Source organism: Siccirubricoccus sp. G192, from assembly GCF_019084075.1.
Classification (GTDB): domain Bacteria; phylum Pseudomonadota; class Alphaproteobacteria; order Acetobacterales; family Acetobacteraceae; genus G192.
In genome coordinates this window covers 3,892,520-3,909,363 of the sequence record NZ_JAHREN010000001.1, presented here as the reverse complement: position 1 = coordinate 3,909,363, position 16,844 = coordinate 3,892,520, and the positions used below count along the sequence as shown (strand labels likewise).

The 16,844-nt window shown below is 68.7% G+C and carries 16 protein-coding genes and 3 pseudogenes; 14 read left to right on the top strand and 5 right to left on the bottom strand.

What is annotated here, in order from left to right; all coding sequences use genetic code 11:
• Window positions 1-277 precede the first annotated feature (277 nt).
• From KSF81_RS18835 to KSF81_RS30960, 7 genes and pseudogenes are all read left to right on the top strand, one after another.
• Window positions 278-1,078 (top strand): cytochrome c oxidase subunit II, encoded by an 801-nt coding sequence (locus KSF81_RS18835; RefSeq protein WP_217380276.1) that lies wholly within the window; start codon window positions 278-280, stop codon window positions 1,076-1,078.
• 292 nt (window positions 1,079-1,370) lie between these two features.
• Window positions 1,371-1,718 (top strand): annotated as a pseudogene (locus KSF81_RS30015) (cbb3-type cytochrome c oxidase subunit I); the annotation flags it as partial.
• Between the two features lie 106 nt (window positions 1,719-1,824).
• Complete coding sequence (locus tag KSF81_RS30010; RefSeq protein WP_254453614.1) at window positions 1,825-2,976, top strand: cbb3-type cytochrome c oxidase subunit I; 1,152 nt, start codon at window positions 1,825-1,827, stop codon at window positions 2,974-2,976.
• A complete protein-coding gene (locus KSF81_RS18825; RefSeq protein ID WP_217380275.1) occupies window positions 2,973-3,641 on the top strand; it encodes a cytochrome c oxidase subunit 3 in 669 nt (222 codons plus the stop codon). The genes KSF81_RS30010 and KSF81_RS18825 overlap by 4 nt, the downstream gene beginning before the upstream one ends.
• 16 nt (window positions 3,642-3,657) lie before the next feature.
• Complete coding sequence (locus KSF81_RS18820; RefSeq protein WP_217380274.1) at window positions 3,658-4,380, top strand: heme-copper oxidase subunit III family protein; 723 nt, start codon at window positions 3,658-3,660, stop codon at window positions 4,378-4,380.
• A gap of 9 nt (window positions 4,381-4,389) precedes the next feature.
• On the top strand, window positions 4,390-4,728 hold the full coding sequence (locus KSF81_RS18815; protein ID WP_217380273.1) for a cytochrome C oxidase subunit IV family protein: 339 nt from the start codon (window positions 4,390-4,392) through the stop codon (window positions 4,726-4,728).
• Between the two features lie 6 nt (window positions 4,729-4,734).
• Window positions 4,735-4,863, top strand: coding sequence for a hypothetical protein (locus KSF81_RS30960; RefSeq protein WP_256444267.1), 129 nt, complete (start codon window positions 4,735-4,737; stop codon window positions 4,861-4,863).
• A gap of 432 nt (window positions 4,864-5,295) precedes the next feature.
• Here KSF81_RS30960 and KSF81_RS18810 read toward each other — a convergent pair whose 3' ends face one another.
• Window positions 5,296-6,108: a DUF2272 domain-containing protein gene (locus tag KSF81_RS18810; RefSeq protein ID WP_309139610.1), complete on the bottom strand. Its 813-nt coding sequence runs from the start codon at window positions 6,106-6,108 to the stop codon at window positions 5,296-5,298.
• A gap of 334 nt (window positions 6,109-6,442) precedes the next feature.
• Window positions 6,443-7,180 carry a lysylphosphatidylglycerol synthase domain-containing protein gene (locus tag KSF81_RS18805; RefSeq protein WP_217380272.1) on the bottom strand — a complete coding sequence of 246 codons (738 nt, stop codon included), beginning with the start codon at window positions 7,178-7,180 and terminating at the stop codon, window positions 6,443-6,445.
• Window positions 7,181-7,848: 668 nt separating this feature from the next.
• Here KSF81_RS18805 and KSF81_RS18800 point away from each other — a divergent pair.
• From KSF81_RS18800 to KSF81_RS18780, 5 genes are all read left to right on the top strand, one after another.
• On the top strand, window positions 7,849-8,580 hold the full coding sequence (locus tag KSF81_RS18800) for a hypothetical protein (protein WP_217380271.1): 732 nt from the start codon (window positions 7,849-7,851) through the stop codon (window positions 8,578-8,580).
• The gene (locus KSF81_RS18795; RefSeq protein WP_217380270.1) at window positions 8,534-9,073 is read left to right on the top strand and encodes a hypothetical protein; all 540 of its coding nucleotides are present in this window, start codon (window positions 8,534-8,536) and stop codon (window positions 9,071-9,073) included. The genes KSF81_RS18800 and KSF81_RS18795 overlap by 47 nt, the downstream gene beginning before the upstream one ends.
• A 910-nt stretch (window positions 9,074-9,983) precedes the next feature.
• Window positions 9,984-10,109: an anion permease gene (locus KSF81_RS18790; protein ID WP_217380269.1), complete on the top strand. Its 126-nt coding sequence runs from the start codon at window positions 9,984-9,986 to the stop codon at window positions 10,107-10,109.
• 46 nt (window positions 10,110-10,155) lie between these two features.
• Window positions 10,156-10,374: a hypothetical protein gene (locus tag KSF81_RS18785; RefSeq protein ID WP_217380268.1), complete on the top strand. Its 219-nt coding sequence runs from the start codon at window positions 10,156-10,158 to the stop codon at window positions 10,372-10,374.
• Window positions 10,375-10,422: 48 nt separating this feature from the next.
• Complete coding sequence (locus KSF81_RS18780; protein ID WP_217377308.1) at window positions 10,423-11,274, top strand: IS5 family transposase; 852 nt, start codon at window positions 10,423-10,425, stop codon at window positions 11,272-11,274.
• Window positions 11,275-11,330: 56 nt separating this feature from the next.
• On the opposite strand, the pseudogene KSF81_RS18775 reads toward KSF81_RS18780, so the two are convergent.
• Window positions 11,331-11,765: pseudogene (locus KSF81_RS18775) on the bottom strand (IS30 family transposase); the annotation flags it as partial.
• Window positions 11,766-11,848: 83 nt separating this feature from the next.
• On the opposite strand from KSF81_RS18775, the gene KSF81_RS18770 reads away from it, so the two are divergent.
• Window positions 11,849-13,510 (top strand): ISL3 family transposase, encoded by a 1,662-nt coding sequence (locus KSF81_RS18770; protein ID WP_217380068.1) that lies wholly within the window; start codon window positions 11,849-11,851, stop codon window positions 13,508-13,510.
• Between the two features lie 20 nt (window positions 13,511-13,530).
• Here the strand turns inward: KSF81_RS18770 and KSF81_RS18765 are convergent.
• Window positions 13,531-14,416 (bottom strand): annotated as a pseudogene (locus KSF81_RS18765) (IS30 family transposase); the annotation flags it as partial.
• 194 nt (window positions 14,417-14,610) lie between these two features.
• Window positions 14,611-14,931 (bottom strand): ABC-type transport auxiliary lipoprotein family protein, encoded by a 321-nt coding sequence (locus tag KSF81_RS32310; protein ID WP_217380267.1) that lies wholly within the window; start codon window positions 14,929-14,931, stop codon window positions 14,611-14,613.
• Window positions 14,932-15,224: 293 nt separating this feature from the next.
• Between KSF81_RS32310 and KSF81_RS18755 the strand changes: the two genes are divergently transcribed.
• A complete protein-coding gene (locus tag KSF81_RS18755; protein ID WP_217380266.1) occupies window positions 15,225-16,841 on the top strand; it encodes a DUF3300 domain-containing protein in 1,617 nt (538 codons plus the stop codon).
• The last annotated feature ends 3 nt before the right edge of the window (window positions 16,842-16,844 follow it).

Sequence of the window (16,844 nt, the reverse complement as noted above, 5' to 3'; positions counted from 1 at the left end):
TCACCCTCGATGGAACAACCGCTCGTGCAAGCGAGCAGAGGGTACGACCATGGCGGATGCGAAGTCAGCCGTCGCCGCGGACCCAAGGCTCCCGCGCCTGAACGGCGGAAGCCTTGGCCCGGCCTGTTCGTGGCATGCCGCGGGAGTGGTCCCGGATCGCCTTGCAGACGGATTGGCCAGACCCGGCTTCGGCGCTGGCATGCAGAACGCGCGCGAGCGCGGATAGGGCCTTTTCCAGTTCAGATCCGCAGCCTTCAGGGGCGAGGACGAACGACAAATGGCAGTAGCGGTCATACTGGTCCTGATAGCGGTCGGCTCGGTGGTGTTCCACTTCCTGAGCCCGTGGTGGTGGACGCCGATCGCCTCGAACTGGAGCTACATCGACGACACGATCATCATCACCTTCTGGATCACCGGGGCGGTCTTCGTCGCTGTCGTCTTCTTCCTGGCCTATTGCGTCTTCCGCTTCCGCCACCGGCCGGGCCGCAAGGCGGCCTATGAGCCTGAGAACAAGAAGCTGGAATGGTGGCTCACCATCGCCACCGCAATTGGCGTCGCAGCCATGCTGGCCCCTGGGCTCTTCGTGTGGAGCCGGTTCGTCACGGTCCCGGCGGAGGCGACCGAGATCGAGATCGTCGGTCGGCAGTGGCAATGGGGCTACCGCCTTCCGGGGAAGGACGGCCGGCTGGGCACGACCGACACGCGCTACATCAGCCCCGACAATCCCCTGGGCCTGAACCCGGACGACCCTGCCGGGCAGGACGATGTCGTGATCGAGGGGGACGACCTGCACCTGCCGATCGGGCGGCCGATCAAGGTCCTGCTCCGTTCGATCGACGTCTTGCACGATTTCTACGTGCCCGAGTTCCGGGCCAAGATGGACATGGTGCCAGGTTCGGTCACCTATTTCTGGATCACCCCCACCAGGACCGGGACATTCGATGTCCTCTGCGCCGAATTATGCGGCGTCGGGCACCCGGCCATGCGCAGCCGGGTCGTGGTCGAGGGCGAGAACGACTACCAGGCCTGGTTGCAGGGGCGGCGGACCTTCGCGCAACTCGCGGTGCCGGCCCGATGAAGCGGAGAAGGCGCATCGCACCGGTCTCCCGCAGGCACGGGGCGATTCCGGCGAGAGAGGATCTGCATGATGGGGCCCGGACCCGCCGGGCACCATCGGGGGAAATCGAGGAGGCATTCCATTGGGCGAAGTCGCACATGGCGCGACCGAGGTCATCCCGCCTGCCGAGGTCGCCGAGGTCGAACTCTACCACCCGCATAGTTGGGTCACGAAATACGTCTTCAGCCAGGATGCCAAGGTCATCGGCGTCCAGTACGCGGTCACGGCGATCGCGATAGGGCTGGTCGCCCTGGTGCTGTCGTGGCTGATGCGGCTGCAGCTCGGCTTCCCCGGCACCTTCGAGTTCATCAATGCCAGCAGCTACTACCAGTTCATCACCATGCACGGCATGATCATGGTGGTCTACCTGCTCACCGCGCTGTTCCTGGGAGGCTTCGGCAACTACCTGATCCCACTGATGCTCGGCGCGCGGGACATGGTCTTCCCCTATGTGAACATGCTGAGCTACTGGATCTACCTGCTTGCGGTGCTGGTGCTGGTGTCGAGCTTCTTCGCCCCGGGCGGACCCACCGGCGCCGGATGGACCCTCTACCCGCCGCAGGCCATTCTCTCCGGCACCCCCGGGCAGGACTGGGGCATCGTCCTGATGCTCGTCTCCCTGATGCTGTTCATCATCGGCTTCACCATGGGGGGGGCTGAACTACGTGGTGACGGTGCTGCAGGCGCGCACGCGTGGGATGACGCTGATGCGCATGCCGCTGACGGTCTGGGGCATCTTCACGGCTACCGTCATGGCGCTGCTGGCCTTTCCCGCGCTCTTCGTCGGCGCCGTGATGATGCTGCTCGACAGGCTCCTGGGCACCAGCTTCTTCATGCCCTCGCTGGTCGAGATGGGGCAGCACCTGCAGCACAGCGGCGGCAGCCCGATCCTGTTCCAGCACCTGTTCTGGTTCTTCGGCCATCCCGAGGTCTACATCGTCGCCCTGCCGGCCTTCGGCATTGTCTCCGACCTGATCAGCACCCATGCGCGGCGGAACATCTTCGGCTACCGCATGATGGTATGGGCGATCGTGGCGATCGGCGCCCTCAGCTTCGTGGTCTGGGCGCACCACATGTATGTCAGCGGCATGAACCCCTATTTCGGTTTCTTCTTCGCCACCACCACGCTCATCATCGCCATCCCGACCGCGATCAAGGTCTACAACTGGCTGCTGACCCTGTGGCATGGCGACATCCATCTTACTGTCCCGATGCTCTTCGCCCTCGCCTTCATCGTCACTTTCCTGAACGGCGGGCTGACGGGCCTGTTCCTCGGCAACGTGGTGGTCGATGTGCCGCTTTCCGACACGATGTTCGTCGTCGCCCATTTCCACATGGTCATGGGCGTGGCGCCCATCATGGTGATCTTCGGCGGCATCTACCATTGGTATCCCAAGATCACCGGCCGGATGCTGAACGAGGCGCTGGGCCGGTTCCACTTCTGGGTCACCTTCCTCGGCGCCTATGCGGTCTTCTTCCCCATGCACTATCTCGGCCTGCTGGGCATGCCGCGCCGCTATCCCGAGATCGGCGAGACCAGCTTCGTCCCGGACTCCGCCGCGACGCTGAATGCCTTCATCAGCGTGGCGGCGCTGGCCGTCGGCTTCGCGCAGATGGTGTTCCTGTTCAACCTGATATGGAGCCTGTCGAGGGGCAGGCAGGCCGGCGGCAATCCCTGGAACGCCACGACGCTGGAATGGCAGACGCCCGAGACGCCGCCGGGGCACGGCAATTGGGGCAAGGAACTGCCGGTGGTCTATCGCTGGGCCTATGACTACAGCGTGCCCGGCGCAGAGCGGGATTTCGTGCCCCAGAACCAGCCCCCAGCCAGGCGGGCCACCTGGGAGGCGGCGCCTTGAGCGTCATTCTCCTGTTCCTGGCGGTGCTGGCGACCATCGCCGGATGGTGGCTATCGAAGCAGCGCCTGACCGCCAAGCCCTGGCTGGAGGAAGGTGCGATCGGCGATTTCCCCGGTGGTGGCGCATCGGCGCTGCCGGCGGCGAAGATCGGCCTCGGTGTGTTCCTCGCCGTCGCGGGGTCGCTTCTCGCGCTCTTCGTCAGCGCCTATGCGATGCGCATGCACATGGCGCAGGACTGGAGGCCGCTGCCCGAACCGAAGCTGCTCTGGCTCAATACCGGCGTCCTGGTCGTGAGCAGCATTGCGTTGCACCGGGCTCTGCTCGCCGCGCGCCGGGGTCGGATGGACGGCGTGATGGCCAACCTGCTCGCGGGGGGCGGATCCGCCGTTGTCTTCCTGGCCGGACAGATCCTGGCCTGGCGGCAGATGGCCGCCTCGGGTTACGTCCCAGCATCCAATCCGGCCGACGCCTTCTTCTACCTGATCACCGCGGTGCACGGACTGCACCTGCTGGGCGGCCTGGTGGCCCTGGCCAGAGCCATTGCCAAGGCATGGCCAGGCGTGGCGACGGACCAGCTGCGCCTGAGCGTCGAGCTCTGTGCCATGTACTGGCACTTCCTGCTTCTGGTCTGGCTGGGTCTGTTCGGAATGCTGTTGCTCACCTGAGGGAGCCCGAGGCGAGATGATGGACGCCACGCCAACGGATACGGGAGAAGCCCTGGCCAGGCCGGCGGGCTGGCGGGGCGTCGCCGCCGACTGGTCTTCGGACCAGAGGGCCTTCAAGAACGTCTCCTGGGGGAAGGCCATGATGTGGATCTTCCTCCTGAGCGACACCTTCATCTTCAGTTGCTTCCTGATCTCCTACATGACGGTGCGGATGTCCACGACCGTGCCCTGGCCCAATCCCAGCGAGGTCTTCGCCCTGACGATCGGCGGCACCTCGGTCCCGCTCATCCTGATCGCCATCATGACCTTCGTCCTGATCAGCAGCAGCGGGACGATGGCGATGGCCGTGAACTTCGGCTACCGCCGCGACCGCGTGAAGACCGCAGCCCTGATGCTGATGACCGCGGCATTCGGCGCAACCTTCGTGGGCATGCAGGCCTTCGAGTGGACCAAGCTGATCCATGAAGGCGTCAGGCCCTGGGAAAACCCCTGGGGCGCGGCGCAATTCGGCGCGGCCTTCTTCATGATAACGGGCTTCCATGGCACCCATGTGACGATCGGCGTGATCTTCCTGCTCGTCATCGCGCGCAAGGTCTGGCGCGGGGATTTCGACCAGGAGAAGCAGGGCTTCTTCACCAGCCGCAAGGGACGCTACGAGATCGTCGAGATCACCGGCCTCTACTGGCACTTTGTCGATCTGGTCTGGGTGTTCATCTTCGCGCTCTTCTATCTCTGGTAGGAGGAGATCATGGCACATGCGGCGGCATCCGCTGAGGGGCAACAACACCCGGTCAAGCTCTACCTTGTGGTCTGGGGATGGCTGTTCGTCCTCAGCGCCTTTTCCTACTCCGTCGATTACTTCCACCTTCAGGGGTATCTCCGGTGGTTCCTGATCCTGCTGCTGATGGCGCTGAAGGCGGGCCTGATCGTCGCGTTCTTCATGCATATGGCCTGGGAGCGGCTGGCATTGATCTATGCGATCCTGATCCCGCCGGTGGCGGTGCTGGTCTTCGTGGGAATCATGGTGTTCGAGTCGGACTACACGCTCTTCATGCGGGAGACCTTCTTCAGGCTGGGGCAGGGCTGAACCGGAATGCGTGTCCTGTCGCGCTTCGCCTCCAACCGCACCATCCTCGGCTTCGGCCTGCTGCTCTGCATCGCAGGTGCGGTGGGCGCCGCCTACCTCCTTGGCCTGCTGGACCGGATCGGGCTGCTGTCCTGATTCGGATGGCCCGCGCCGGCGGCGTCCCGATGGCTCGCCGCCGGTCTTGTGTCCTGCGGGGCCTGCTTCAGTGCGCCACCAGTCCCGCCTCCGTGAACATGCGCCGGATCAGGCCGCTCTCCGGCGCGGTGAACGGTGAGGGCAGGGGGACAGCTTCGCTGCCCATGGCGCCATGCTATCACGCTGGCTGGCATGCAACCCGAGCCAGAGCAACGCCAGGACGGCGTCGATGCGCTCATGACCGATGTCCTCGCGCCAAGACGCCCTATATAGCCATCAGCGGCGCTGGTTTCAGTCGGGGAACGGGAGCGGCGCAACTGCGGCAACGGACAGCGGGCGCTATTCAGGGCGGCTGTCGTGCCAATGACCGGTGTCCTCGGCACGATGAGGAGGGGCTGGAGCGCGCCACCTGTAGGTTGGGCCGGAGAGCACTCAGCCTTGTTCCTGTGCCACGAGGACCAACACGAAGGGCGGCTGCCCGGGTGGTGCGGGCAGCACCCGACCCACCGCATCGCCGGGTAGGCGTCGCAGCACCACCATGTCCTGCACGTTTCCGCCCACCACCTCCACCACGCCTGGGCCGTTGCGCACCACCACATCACAATGCATCGGGCGGGGCCGCCCGGCTTCTGCGAGGCGCATCGACCAGTGCGTCAGAGGCACCGGCGAACGGTCGGCGCACAGGAGGTCGCCGGACCTTGGTGCCCGGTCCTCCGGGGCGTAGGGGTGGAAGCGCGCGCCCTGCGGGTCCGCGATTGCGCGTGCGAGCACAGCGTCGATGTAGTGTGCGTGCCTGGCGGAGGATGGCAGGTCGCTCTCCGGGATACCTGCACGCCGCACCACCGCCGAGATGAACGCGGCCGACCACGCAGGGTAAGCATAGAGGCCGATGTCCTCCGACCAGGATGCCGCGACCGATATGGTCGTGGCACGCCCATCGCCCTTCGTCTCCACGGCACCACCTTGATCGGTCAGGACGGCGGCAATGGCGGATCGCTGGCCCGAGAGCAGGCGCGCCACGCCGGCGCCTCCGGGGACAGCAGTCCAGTATCCCACCAGGCGGGCGAAGCGCTCCGGCGTCGCCGCCGTGTCGGCCGGCCTCTCCTCTGGCCAACCGGAGACAGCGATCCCGCCCCATGCCTCCCACTCCGAAAGTGCAGCGCGCGCGAGTGGAGCCATGGGTTCGGTGTCGGGCAGTGCCGGCACCTGGGGCGTGGCGCACGCGGCACCGAGGAAGAGCAGCACGGCACTCCCCGAGCGCATGGCGCGGGAGGCCCGGCGTCCAAAAAGGCCATCGCACGCCTTGTTCATCTTGGGCACCAGCGGCCACAAGCCGGCACTCGCCCTAGTCGTCCACGAGCATCCGAGCCAAACATCTCCATCGCGGCGGTCCACGGAGGTCTCGTGCAGAGACCCCCATCGACGGTTGGCAGCAGCGCCGGATGCCCTCTGGCGGGAGTAATGGACCCGCCTCCGATGGACGCCTCTGCTCGAAGGGAAAGCCATCGCTCGCAGAGAGGAGGACAAACCCCATGGCCGACTCCGGGACGACGGGGCCGGGAGCATTGCGGGTGGGGACTCACCGAGTTCCGTGCGCCGACGCAGAGACAGCCCTGGGCCCGGGCACGTAGGAAGCGGGCGGTGGCGGCCCGGAGAGGCCGGGTGGAGGCGGTGCCAAGCCGCGCCGAGGGTGGGCTGCCGGATCGCCGACGAGGCTGCAGGCGGTGCATCCGAGCACCAGGCCCGTCAGGGCGAGAACGTCACGGACGGCGCGGGCCGTTCGGGCCTTCGTGGCCGTCGACGAGCCAACTGCGGCCGGCGGCGGAGGGGTGCAACGGGAAGCCGGGGCGGGCGACCTGGCCAAGGATGTGCTGCGTCTCAAAAGCCACCGGTATGGTGTCCGCACATGGTCTTGCCGTATCGGCGCGTTCCATCCCGTTGGCGACACGGGATGCCATCCATTCCAGCTTGGCCGAGTCCGGTCACCCCGACCAGAGACGGCCAAGTTGGCAATGCTCCGCCAGGCGATCACGCCGGGCAGGTTCATCAGCACTTCCCGCAGGCGCTTCAGCATCGACATCGCCACCGCTTCCTCCAGGGGCACGCCAAGGGCCACGGCCACCGCGGCCAGCCCGGCTTCCTGCGCGCCGAGGCCGGCGGGCAGCACGAAACCGAGGCTGCGTGCCGCCATGCCCAGGCTCTCGATCGCATAGGCCTCGGCCGGGCCGACCGGCACGCCGAGCACCGCGAGGATGGCCCAGACCTCGGCGGCGCCGAGCGACCAAGCCAGGAAATGCCAGGCGGCAGCCCGTGCCATCGGCCCGCCGCGCCAGGCGACCGGCTGACCGGGCGTCGCGCAGTCGGCGTGAGGCGCACCCGGTGCCGCTGCAGCTTCGCCGCGTTGCCACGACGGAGCATGCCCCGCGTGGAGCGACCGCCCGCGTCATCCTGGTGCGAAGGCAGCATCATCCCGCAGCGGAATCCAGCGCCGGCATCCCCGTCCATCGGCAGTCCACCGGCGCGGCGCGGGGATTGGTTCATGGTGGCCTTCGATGACACGCGTTGCGGAACGTGAGGCGTCGGGAACCGGGCGTGGACAGCATCCAAGGTTAGAGGCGTCGATTCACAACGGGCTAGTCCCTTCCGGAAAATGCACTATCCGAATTCTGCAGATCTCCAGGACGTCATGACGTCGAATCCGCCAGGTGCCCTGATCCTGTGACGGCCGGCCGCCGGGTGCGCCATCGTGTGCGCCGCCCGTCCTGGCATCCTCCTCGCGGCCGGCATCCGCCGCCTCACCGGATCCCGATCCCTTACAGAGCCCTGAGCCCGCCTTGCCCCATCTGCCTGCCGAAGCGCACGCCCCACAGCCTGATCCGGCCCAGCAGGCCGTCCTGCATGCCATGCCGGATGGCGGGACCCGTACCACGGGCACGCCAGACCCTTGCGCGGAAGCCGAGGCACGGGCAGGGCCGCTTGGCCGCCATGCTCGCATCGATCAGCCTGCGCCGACCCGGGCTGACACTCGCGTTCTCCGCCCTGCTGGGCCTCGCATCTTGCTGGGTCCTGGTGTCTCGCTTCGCGCTCGATACCGACGCGCTCCGCATGTTTCCTGCGGATCTGCCCTGGCGACAGGCGGAGCAGGCGATCGATGCCGCCTTTCCCCAGCGGGACAACGTGATTGCCGCCGTGATGGACGGCGTGACACCCGACGCGGCCGAGCGCGCAGCCGCTACCCTCGCCGCGGCGCTGCAGCCGGTGCCGGGTCGCCTGCAGGAGGTGGCGCGGCCAGGTGCCGAGGCTTTCTTCCGCCGGAGTGCGCTGCTGTTCGCCGCAGAACCCGTGGTGCGCGGGGCAACCGAGCGGATCATCTCGGCGCAACCCATGATCGGCACGCTGGCCACCGATCCCAGCCTGCGCGGGGGCGTGTGGACACTGAACCTGGTTGCGGAGGGGGTGGAACGCGCCGCGCCCAGGGCCGACCAGGTGCAACTCGCCGACACCCTGTCGGCGCTTGGCGATGCGGCCGAGGCCGCCGCCGCGGCCCGCGCTGCGCGGGACGGGCGGGCGCAGGCCATGCTGGCCGCGCCCACCCGCCGCCTCGGGGCCACGCTCCAGGGCCTGGCCGAATGGCCCGGAGCAGCGCGGGGAAAGGCTGCGCGCGGCGCTGGTGCCAGGGCTCGTCACCACGCTCGACGGGCTGCGCCTGGCGCTTGACGCCCGGCCGGCCACCGTTGCGGACCTGCCGGACACGCTGCGGCGCGACTGGCTCACCGCCGACGGGCGTGCCCGCGTAGAGGTGCGCCCGCGCGACCTTTCCGACCGCTCCGAGGCCATGGCCCGGTTCGCCCGTGCGGTGCTGGCCGATGCTCCGGCAGCCAGCGGCCCGGCCATCTCCGTCCAGGCCAGCGCCCGCACCATCGGCGATGCTTTCCTGCGCGCCGGCGGCATCGCCACGGTGCTGACGGTGCTGCTGCTGCCCTCGGCGCTGACGCGGGCGGTGCTCTACAGCGCGCTGACCAATGGTACCGCCTTCGAGACGCTGGCGCTGTCCCACCACCCGGGCACCGCCGGTATGGGGATGATGCTGACGATGAGCCTGCTGTATGCGCTGGCGACGGTGATGCTGACCTTACCTCCGCTGCTGACGCTGTTTGCCGGCCAGGCAGGGCGGCAACCTCTTGCAGTGCAATTGGTCCGGGCGGTCTGACCCGGGGCTTGGAATCCGGCGCCCAGACCGCCGGCCTTCGCGGTGTCCCCGGGTCGGGCGGACGGCGGGCGAAGCGATGGGGAGAGCCATGCAGGATCGTTGGGCCAGGTGATCAGGCTGCCTTTGGCAGTGCCTGGTCATCGTTAGGATTCTGTTGCAAGTCTGCAGCGGGCCGTGACCCGAAGGTCCACCGACGACGCCATGCCGTATCAGCCGTTCAAAGCAGACGGCAGCACGCTTTAGCGACGGCGAATTCCGCCCGGAGAAGGGGCTCCGCCGCCCGTGCGCTGCACCTCAGCGTTGCTCATACCGGCGTCAAACTGCCCGGTTCCCGGCACGAACGGGGCTGCCAGGTCGGGACTTGCCGCCGCGCGCTGCGGCTCAGATCCCGGAACTGGAGGAGCAGCACCCGTTGCCGGCGCCAGCACAGGTGCCGTGGTGGTCGGGGTAGTAATCTGCGCGCTCTGGCACGCATTCAGCAGGATCAAGGCGGTTATCAAACCGGCTGCTGCGCAGGGGGGTATTTCAGCCATGTCCGCCGCTTCCTTCAGATGCTGGAGGTGGGGATTAGGATGTCGACATTGCGAGTGGATCCGCCAAGCACATAAACAGTACCAGTTCTGGTAGTGTAAGCCCTGTGACGTTCATCCGCCGCACACATGAGGTCGCACTCCGCCACATTGGGCAAGGCTATAACGTCGGAGAGAATACAAGCTCATCGCGAGCAAGGCCCGCGTCGGCGCTATCGAAATTTGTCGGCATGCATGCCCAGCTTCAGGATGCCCCACCGCTCGGCGACAGGGTGCAAGCTGGCCATGCCTCCGGCTCCGTTCCGCCCGATGGTGGATTGTGGTGTTATCCGGCAACGGATGCGCCCCAAACCACACCGTTTCAAGAAAGGAGGGGGGCCGTGAACAGCTTCACCAAAGCGGCCGCACCGATCATGCGGGCAGTACTGCTGACGCTGCTGCCGGCGCCGGAGGGTTTACCGCAGCATGCATGGTACTACACCGCCATCTTCGCGAGGTCGTCCTAGCGCTGATGCTGGAGCCAATTCCTGGCGCGCTGGCCGGCGTGACGTCGTGGCGCTGCTCTCGCCCTGGGTGCTCTATTCGCCCGAGCAACTCGCCCGGCTGGAGTTCCGGCACGCCAACGCCTCGCTCTCTGGGTACGGTCTGGCTGATCTTCGCCTCGTTCAGCAGGGCGAAGCGGGCATCGGTGCCGCCGATGTCGGCGATCAGGGCGGAGTCAGCCATGCCGGCCCCTGGACCTATCGCCCGCGCCGGGTTGTCGTAGCCTAAGAGCGTATCCCAGTAGGAGGATGATCCTCGGCTCTCCATCTACCTGGGATGACGAGAGGGACTGCACGGAAAGCGAGGAAGTGGCGCGTTCGGGACGACGGCTGGCGGTTGCCGGACGCGCTCTGGGCCAAGATGGGGCCACTGCTGCCACCACGCCCGCCGCACCCACTGGGCTGCCACAACCCGCGGGTGCCGGACCGGGCGGCGATGGACGCCATCTTCTTCGTGCTGCGCACGGGGTGTCAGTGGAATGCGCTGCGGGAGACCACGATCTGCTCGTCGTCCTCGGCGCACCGGCGCTTCCAGGAGTGGCTCGCGGCCGGGGTCTTCGCGGCGTTCTGGCGCGAGGGCCTGCTGGCCTACGACGCACTGCGTGGCATCGCCTGGACCTGGTTGGCGCTGGACGGGGCGATGGGCAAGGCGCCGCTGGGTGGCGAGAAAACCGGCCGCAACCCGACGGACCGCGGCAAGCGCGGGGTGAAGCGCCTGGTGCTGACCGACGGCCGCGGCGTCCCGCTCGGGGCGACCATCGACGGGGCCAACCGCAACGATCACAAGCTGATGCGGGAGACGCTCGAGGCCATCCCGATCGAGCGGCCCGAACCGACCCGCCGTCGACCGCAGCACCTCTGCCTCGACAAGGACTTCGACTACGACGAGCCGCGCGCCCTGGCCGAGGAGTTCGGCTTCACCCTGCACCTGCGCACACGCGGCGAGGAGGTCAGCGCCAAGCGTCACGCCCGGGCCAAGGCGCGGCGCTGGGTGGTGGAGCGCACGCATTCATGGCTCCATCGGTTCCGCTCGATCCTGATCCGCTGGGCCAAGAAACCCAGCAACTACCTCGCGCAGCTCCACTTCGCACTCGCCATCATCACCTGGCGACATGCCCTACCGGGATAGGCTCTTAGCCGACATCGCCTGGTTGCCCGGTGCGGTACGAGGCATGGTCCCCAGGCTCAACTGGTCGTCGCAACGCCTGCCTGAGCCGATCGCAGCGCCTCGTCAAGCGCTTCGGCTGGCGTTCTCCAGCCGAGCGTCTTGCGAGGCCTGCCATTGAGCGCCGCAGCCACGGCCGCGAGGTCATCGGCGCCGTGCGCGCTCAGGTCAGTCCCCTTCGGGAAGTACTGCCGCAGCAGCCCGTTGGTGTTCTCGTTCGTGCCACGCTGCCACGGGCTGTGCGGCTCGCAGAAGTACACCTGCACGCCGGTGTCGATCCGCAGCCGGGCGTGCTCGCTCATCTCCGCCCCCTGGTCCCAGGTCAGCGACCGGCGCAGCGCCTCCGGCAGGGTGGTGATCATGCGGGTGATGGCGTCGCGCACCGCTTCCGCCCCATGCCCGGCCAGCGCCGGGCCGTTCTTGACGCGCGTTCCCTCTCCATGACCCGGCATGCGGCTCTTCCGCAGGAAGCGTGGTTGGTGCTGGCCGGTGCGCTGCGGCTAGCTGCGGCGCCGCCGGCCGGGCGGTAATATTCGGAATGACGGACCTTTATCTCCTGCCAGGATGCCGCATCCGGGAGGTCACCCACCCGGACGCGAGCAACATCCAAATCGCTGCTGAGGCTCGGCAGCGGAACGGCCATTGTCCGGATTGTGGTGAGGCGAGCCATGCTGTCCACAGCCGCACGGTTCGGCACCCTGCCGACCTGCCCTGCCTTGGCCGCCAGGTACGCCTCCAACTTCAGGTGAGGCGCCTGTACTGCCGCAATCCGGCATGCTCGCGGCGGACCTTTGTTGAGCGACTGCCCAGCCTGATCGCGCCGCGGGCGCAGCGCACTGACCGGCTGGCGACGGCGCAGGGACGGGTTGGCGTTGCCATGGGTGGCAAGGCGGGCGCGCGCATGCTGCAGCAAATTGGGATGCCGACCAGCGGCGACACGGTGCTGCGCCTGGTGCGCCGCTTGCCCCTGCCGCGTTGCCAGGCTCCGCATGTGCTTGGTGTTGACGACTGGGCCCGGCGCAAGGGCCAGACCTATGGGACGATCCTGGTTGACCTGGAGCGGCATCGCGTCATCGACCTGCTGCCGGACCGGAGTGCCCCGACGCTGACCGACTGGCTCCGGCGCCATCGCGGGATCCGGATCGTCGCGCGTGACCGCTCGACCGAGTACGCCCGCGGCATTGGGCTCGGGGCGCCCCGGGCCGTGCAGGTTGCCGATCGCTGGCACCTGCTGCTGAACCTTCGGCAGATGGCCGAGCGCTGGCTGGCCGGGGTGCATGGCAGGCTCCGGCGCCTGCCGCCCATCCCGCGTCGGCCGCCTGGCCCGGCGCGGCGGACGAGCGCGTTCCCACGCAGCCAGGCCGAGCGGGCGGCCAGCGCCGATAGCCGGGCGCGCTGGAAGGCGCTCTACGATGAGGTTCGGCGCCGCATCGCGGCCGGCGAACCGCTGCTCACCATCAGCCGCCGCATGAGGCTGGCTCGCGGGACGGTGCGGAAGTTCGCCGATGCCGAGAGCTTTCCGGAGCGGGCGGTCCGGCCTCCCGGTCCCAGTATTCTGGATCCCTACCTCGACCACCTGGAGGCACGACTTGCGACCGGATGCGAGAACGCGATGGCGCTGTGGCGCGAACTGCGTGACCGCGGATTCCGCGGAACGGCGAGACAGGTCCACCGCTGGCTGGGCCCGCGACGAACGACACGCTCGAAACACACGCCACAGCGCGCAGGAGGAGCGCTGCCGGCCGCGCCATCTCCTGGGGATGACAGTGCACCGGCGCTCCCCTCGCCGAAGCAACTCGCCTGGTATCTGACGCGGCCGAGGGACCAGCTCAGCGAGGAGGAAGCTGCGGCCATCGCCCGCTTGGAGCAGGACGCCGAAGCTGCCACCGTCGCCGGGCTGGTCCGCCGGCTCGCAGACCTCCTGCGTAGCTGCTGTGTCAGCGCCAAGACGCGGTGCGGCGCACCGATTACCACCCTCGACGGCTGGCTCCGGGACGCCAGGAGGAGCGGTGTGGCCGCCATCACCACCTTTGCCGCCAGCCTTCAACAGGACGGGGCGGCGGTGAAAGCCGCTCTCACTACTTCATGGAGCAGCGGACAAACGGAGGGACAGGTAGGCAAGCTGAAGATGTTGAAGCGCCAGACCTTCGGACGCAGCAGCTTCGATCTCCTCAGGCGCCGCGTGCTCCTCGCCGCTTGAACCACGCTTCCTGCGGAAGAGCCCGGCATGCGGGGCAGGTGCAGCAGCATCGTGAACCGCGTCGTGCGCTCCACCAGGGTGCCGATTGCTGAGCTGCCAAGGCCAAGGATGAGGTCTCCCTCCCAATGCCCCGGCACGGCCCGGTCGTCCGCCTCCGCCGGGCGCTGGCTGATCAGCACCTCGGGCGCGACATGCGACTTGCCGCGCCCCCCGGCTCCGCGCCCGCGGCACGCGCAGCGCCCGCCCGGTTCGCAGGCAGGCCGTCAGCTCGCGGCGCAGCGCGCCGCGGCCCTGGACGTAGAGCGACTGGTAGATGGCCTCATGGCTGATCCGCATCGCACCATCGCCAGGAAAGTCGAGCCGCAGCCGCCGCGAGATCTGCTGCGGGCTCCATCCTCTCGCCCAGCGCCGAGGCTGCCTCGGTCCATGCCGCCGGCCCTTCCACGGCACCGCCGGTCCGGGCACCGTAGCCCCGCCTGGAGAGACCACGGCACCCGCCAGCCGATCTTGCACATACGCCCTCAGCGCCGGGTGCGTCACCAGCTTCGCCGGCTTCGGACGCCGCGCCGCCCGCTCAGCATGCCACTGCGCCGTCGTGGCCCTGTACTCCAGGTTGCCGCTGCGCGTGGCCGCATTGCGCCGTAGCTCGCGCGAGACCGTCGATGCCGCCCGTCGCAGCCGCCGGGCAACCTCTCGCACTCCACAGCCCTGGGCTCGCAGCAGCGCAATCTCCTCGCGCTCCGCAAACAACAGGTATCGTCCCGAAGGCGGCTTTGACGACCGCCCGAGCGTCGATGGTGGCATCCCGCCCGCCTCCCGAAACCAGCGGGACCCAACCGCCTCCGACACCCCCACGCCGATCGCCGCGTCCCAGCTCGCCCGATCCGAACGCCGCCGACCCGCCATCGCAACCACCCTCCGCCTTGGTGTTGCGACGACCACTTGAATCCACCGTCAACCAGTAGGCGCCTGTGGTGCAATCCAATTCCGGACGCAGATTCCGGCGATGCCCGCAGCCTGCCGATGGGCTAAAACACCGCCGCGAAAAGGCGCCGCGGCATCACCGCCTTAACCATCCAGGCGGTATGTAGCGGCCGTGCCTAACCATCTCGGCGCGATCTCGACAAGATCGTTCCCCAGGGAGTTCGCCACGCGGAGCCGTGAGACGGATTGGGACGATCGGAAGAATCTTTACCGGCTCGGAAGTGAGCCGGCGTGGCACGCCGGATGCCGGCCGCGATCCGCCCGGTGAAGTCCTCGACCGCGCGGCTCATTGCCGCCACAACGACTGGGTCGCCGGAGCCCGCGATCGGCTGCACCGGCGAGACGCGCTCCCCGGCCAGCGTTGTGCGCCCGGCGCCGTCCAGCACGCGCCACCGGGCGACGAGGATGACGGACCCATCTGTGCGCGGCTCGCTCACCGGGCGCGGTGATGGTGACAACGTGGCCTGGCAGGCGGCGCACCAGCCCGGCAGCCAGTGCGCGCGTGATGCCGACCGAGAGGCGCTCGCCCCAGCGGCCGCTCAGGGGCGATTGCGTAGCCCGCGGACCAGCATCCGGGGCAGGTCCAGGATCCGGTGCATCCATACCGGCGATCCGTGCGCCATAACGGCGTAAAATCCTGACAGCGTTTGCCCATGCGGTCGCGCACCGAGTCTGGTACGAAATCCAGGCCGAGCACAGGATCAGGAGTGGCGCCCGGCGGAGGGAAGCCATGGGCCTTCGCATCGACACGACTGGGCTCCTCGGTTGGCACAGGACCCTGGCACTCTGCATCGCGGCGTGCTTTGGCATTGTCGCCGCTGCGGCTGACCGGCCGGTCCGGTCCGCGGCGGCGCAGGCGCCGCCGGCGAGCGCCGTGGCGCCTGCGCCAGTGGCAGCCAGGGCGGGCGAGGACCGGCTGGCCCAGCCGCAGCTCGAGCAACTGCTCGCGCCCATCGCGCTCTACCCCGACACCCTCCTGGCGCAGATGTTCATGGCCGCGACCTACCCGCTGGAGATCGTGCAGGCGCAGCGGTGGCTCGGCCGCGGCAACAACGCCAAGCTGAAAGGGGAGGAACTGGCGCAGGCATTGCAGCGGGAGCCGTGGGACGCCAGCGTGAAATCGCTCGTTCCTTTCCCCGACGTGCTTAAGATGATGAACGACCAACTCGAGTGGACGCAGCAGCTCGGCGACGCGGTCCTTGCGCAGCAGCAGGACGTCCTCAACGCCGTGCAGGTGCTGCGGCACCGGGCGCAGCAGGCGGGCAAGCTGCAGAGCGGCCCCGAACTGACCGTCAACGTGTCGCAGAACGTCCGGGTGGCACCGGCGGGTGGCGGGGCGCCGTCCGAGGACGCCACTCCTGCGGCCATTGCGGTAGCGCCAGCGGCGGCGCCGACCGTGGCGCCGCCGCCGCAGGTCATCACCATCGAGCCCGCGCAGCCGGACCGGGTCTACGTCCCCGCCTACGACCCTTCAGTCGTCTACGGCACCTGGCCCTACCCCTCCTACCCGCCGGCCTACTACCCGCCCCCGGTCGGCTGGGGCCTTGGCAGCGCGCTCCTGACCGGCATGGCCTTCGCCGGCGGGGTTGCCCTGGTCGGCTCGATGTGGGGCTGGGCGGGCTGCGGCTGGGGCAGCGGCGACATCAACATCAACTCGAGCCGTGTCCGGAACATCGACCGGACGCGGACGGGGGACGTCGGCAATCGGTGGCAGCACAACACCGCGCACAGGCAGGGCGTAGCCTACCGCAGCGACGAGGTCCGGAACCGCTTCCAGGGAAACCGCCCAGATCCTGCCGCGACACGGGACCAATTCCGCGGGCGCCTGGAGCAGGCCGACCGGGGCGGGCTCGGCGACCGCGGCGGGGCTGGCGATCGGGCCGGGCCCGGGCGCTCGGATCGCGCTGGTGCCGGGCAGGCCACCCGAGCAGGAGACGCCAGGCCAGCACGAACTGCTGCAGGCGAACGTGCGTCCGCCCCGGGCGGCGGCCGAGCCCGAGACGTCGGACACGCGGCGAACGGACGCCCGATGGCCGGCGGGCAGGGTGCTTCGGGTCGTCAGGGAAGTGGCGGCACGCGCGGCGCGCAGGGCTTCCAAGGAATGGGCCAGGGCGGCGATGTGCGGGCTGCCTCACAACGTGGCAATGCAAGCCGCCAGTCGCAGCCGATGGCACTGGCCGCGGGGGGTGGAGGCGGGCGAGCCGCCAGCGCCGGCGGAGGCGGAGGCGGGCGAGCTGGCAGCGCCGGATTCAGTGGCGGCGGCCGAGGCGCCGCCGGTGCCGCCGGCGGCGGCGGTGGTAGTCGGGGCGGCGGTGGTGGCCGGGGTGGCGGGGGGCGAGGCCGGTGAGCG

Excerpts from the sequence above, each read along its gene's own strand:
- KSF81_RS18835 (WP_217380276.1), top strand. The coding sequence starts at position 278 with ATGGCAGTAGCGGTCATACTGGTCCTGATAGCGGTCGGCTCGGTGGTG.
- KSF81_RS30010 (WP_254453614.1), top strand. The coding sequence starts at position 1,825 with ATGCGCATGCCGCTGACGGTCTGGGGCATCTTCACGGCTACCGTCATG.
- KSF81_RS18820 (WP_217380274.1), top strand. The coding sequence starts at position 3,658 with ATGATGGACGCCACGCCAACGGATACGGGAGAAGCCCTGGCCAGGCCG.
- KSF81_RS18815 (WP_217380273.1), top strand. The coding sequence starts at position 4,390 with ATGGCACATGCGGCGGCATCCGCTGAGGGGCAACAACACCCGGTCAAG.
- KSF81_RS30960 (WP_256444267.1), top strand. The coding sequence starts at position 4,735 with ATGCGTGTCCTGTCGCGCTTCGCCTCCAACCGCACCATCCTCGGCTTC.
- KSF81_RS18805 (WP_217380272.1), bottom strand. The coding sequence starts at position 7,180 with ATGGCACGGGCTGCCGCCTGGCATTTCCTGGCTTGGTCGCTCGGCGCC.
- KSF81_RS18800 (WP_217380271.1), top strand. The coding sequence starts at position 7,849 with ATGCTCGCATCGATCAGCCTGCGCCGACCCGGGCTGACACTCGCGTTC.
- KSF81_RS18780 (WP_217377308.1), top strand. The coding sequence starts at position 10,423 with ATGACGAGAGGGACTGCACGGAAAGCGAGGAAGTGGCGCGTTCGGGAC.
- KSF81_RS18770 (WP_217380068.1), top strand. The coding sequence starts at position 11,849 with ATGACGGACCTTTATCTCCTGCCAGGATGCCGCATCCGGGAGGTCACC.
- KSF81_RS18755 (WP_217380266.1), top strand. The coding sequence starts at position 15,225 with ATGGGCCTTCGCATCGACACGACTGGGCTCCTCGGTTGGCACAGGACC.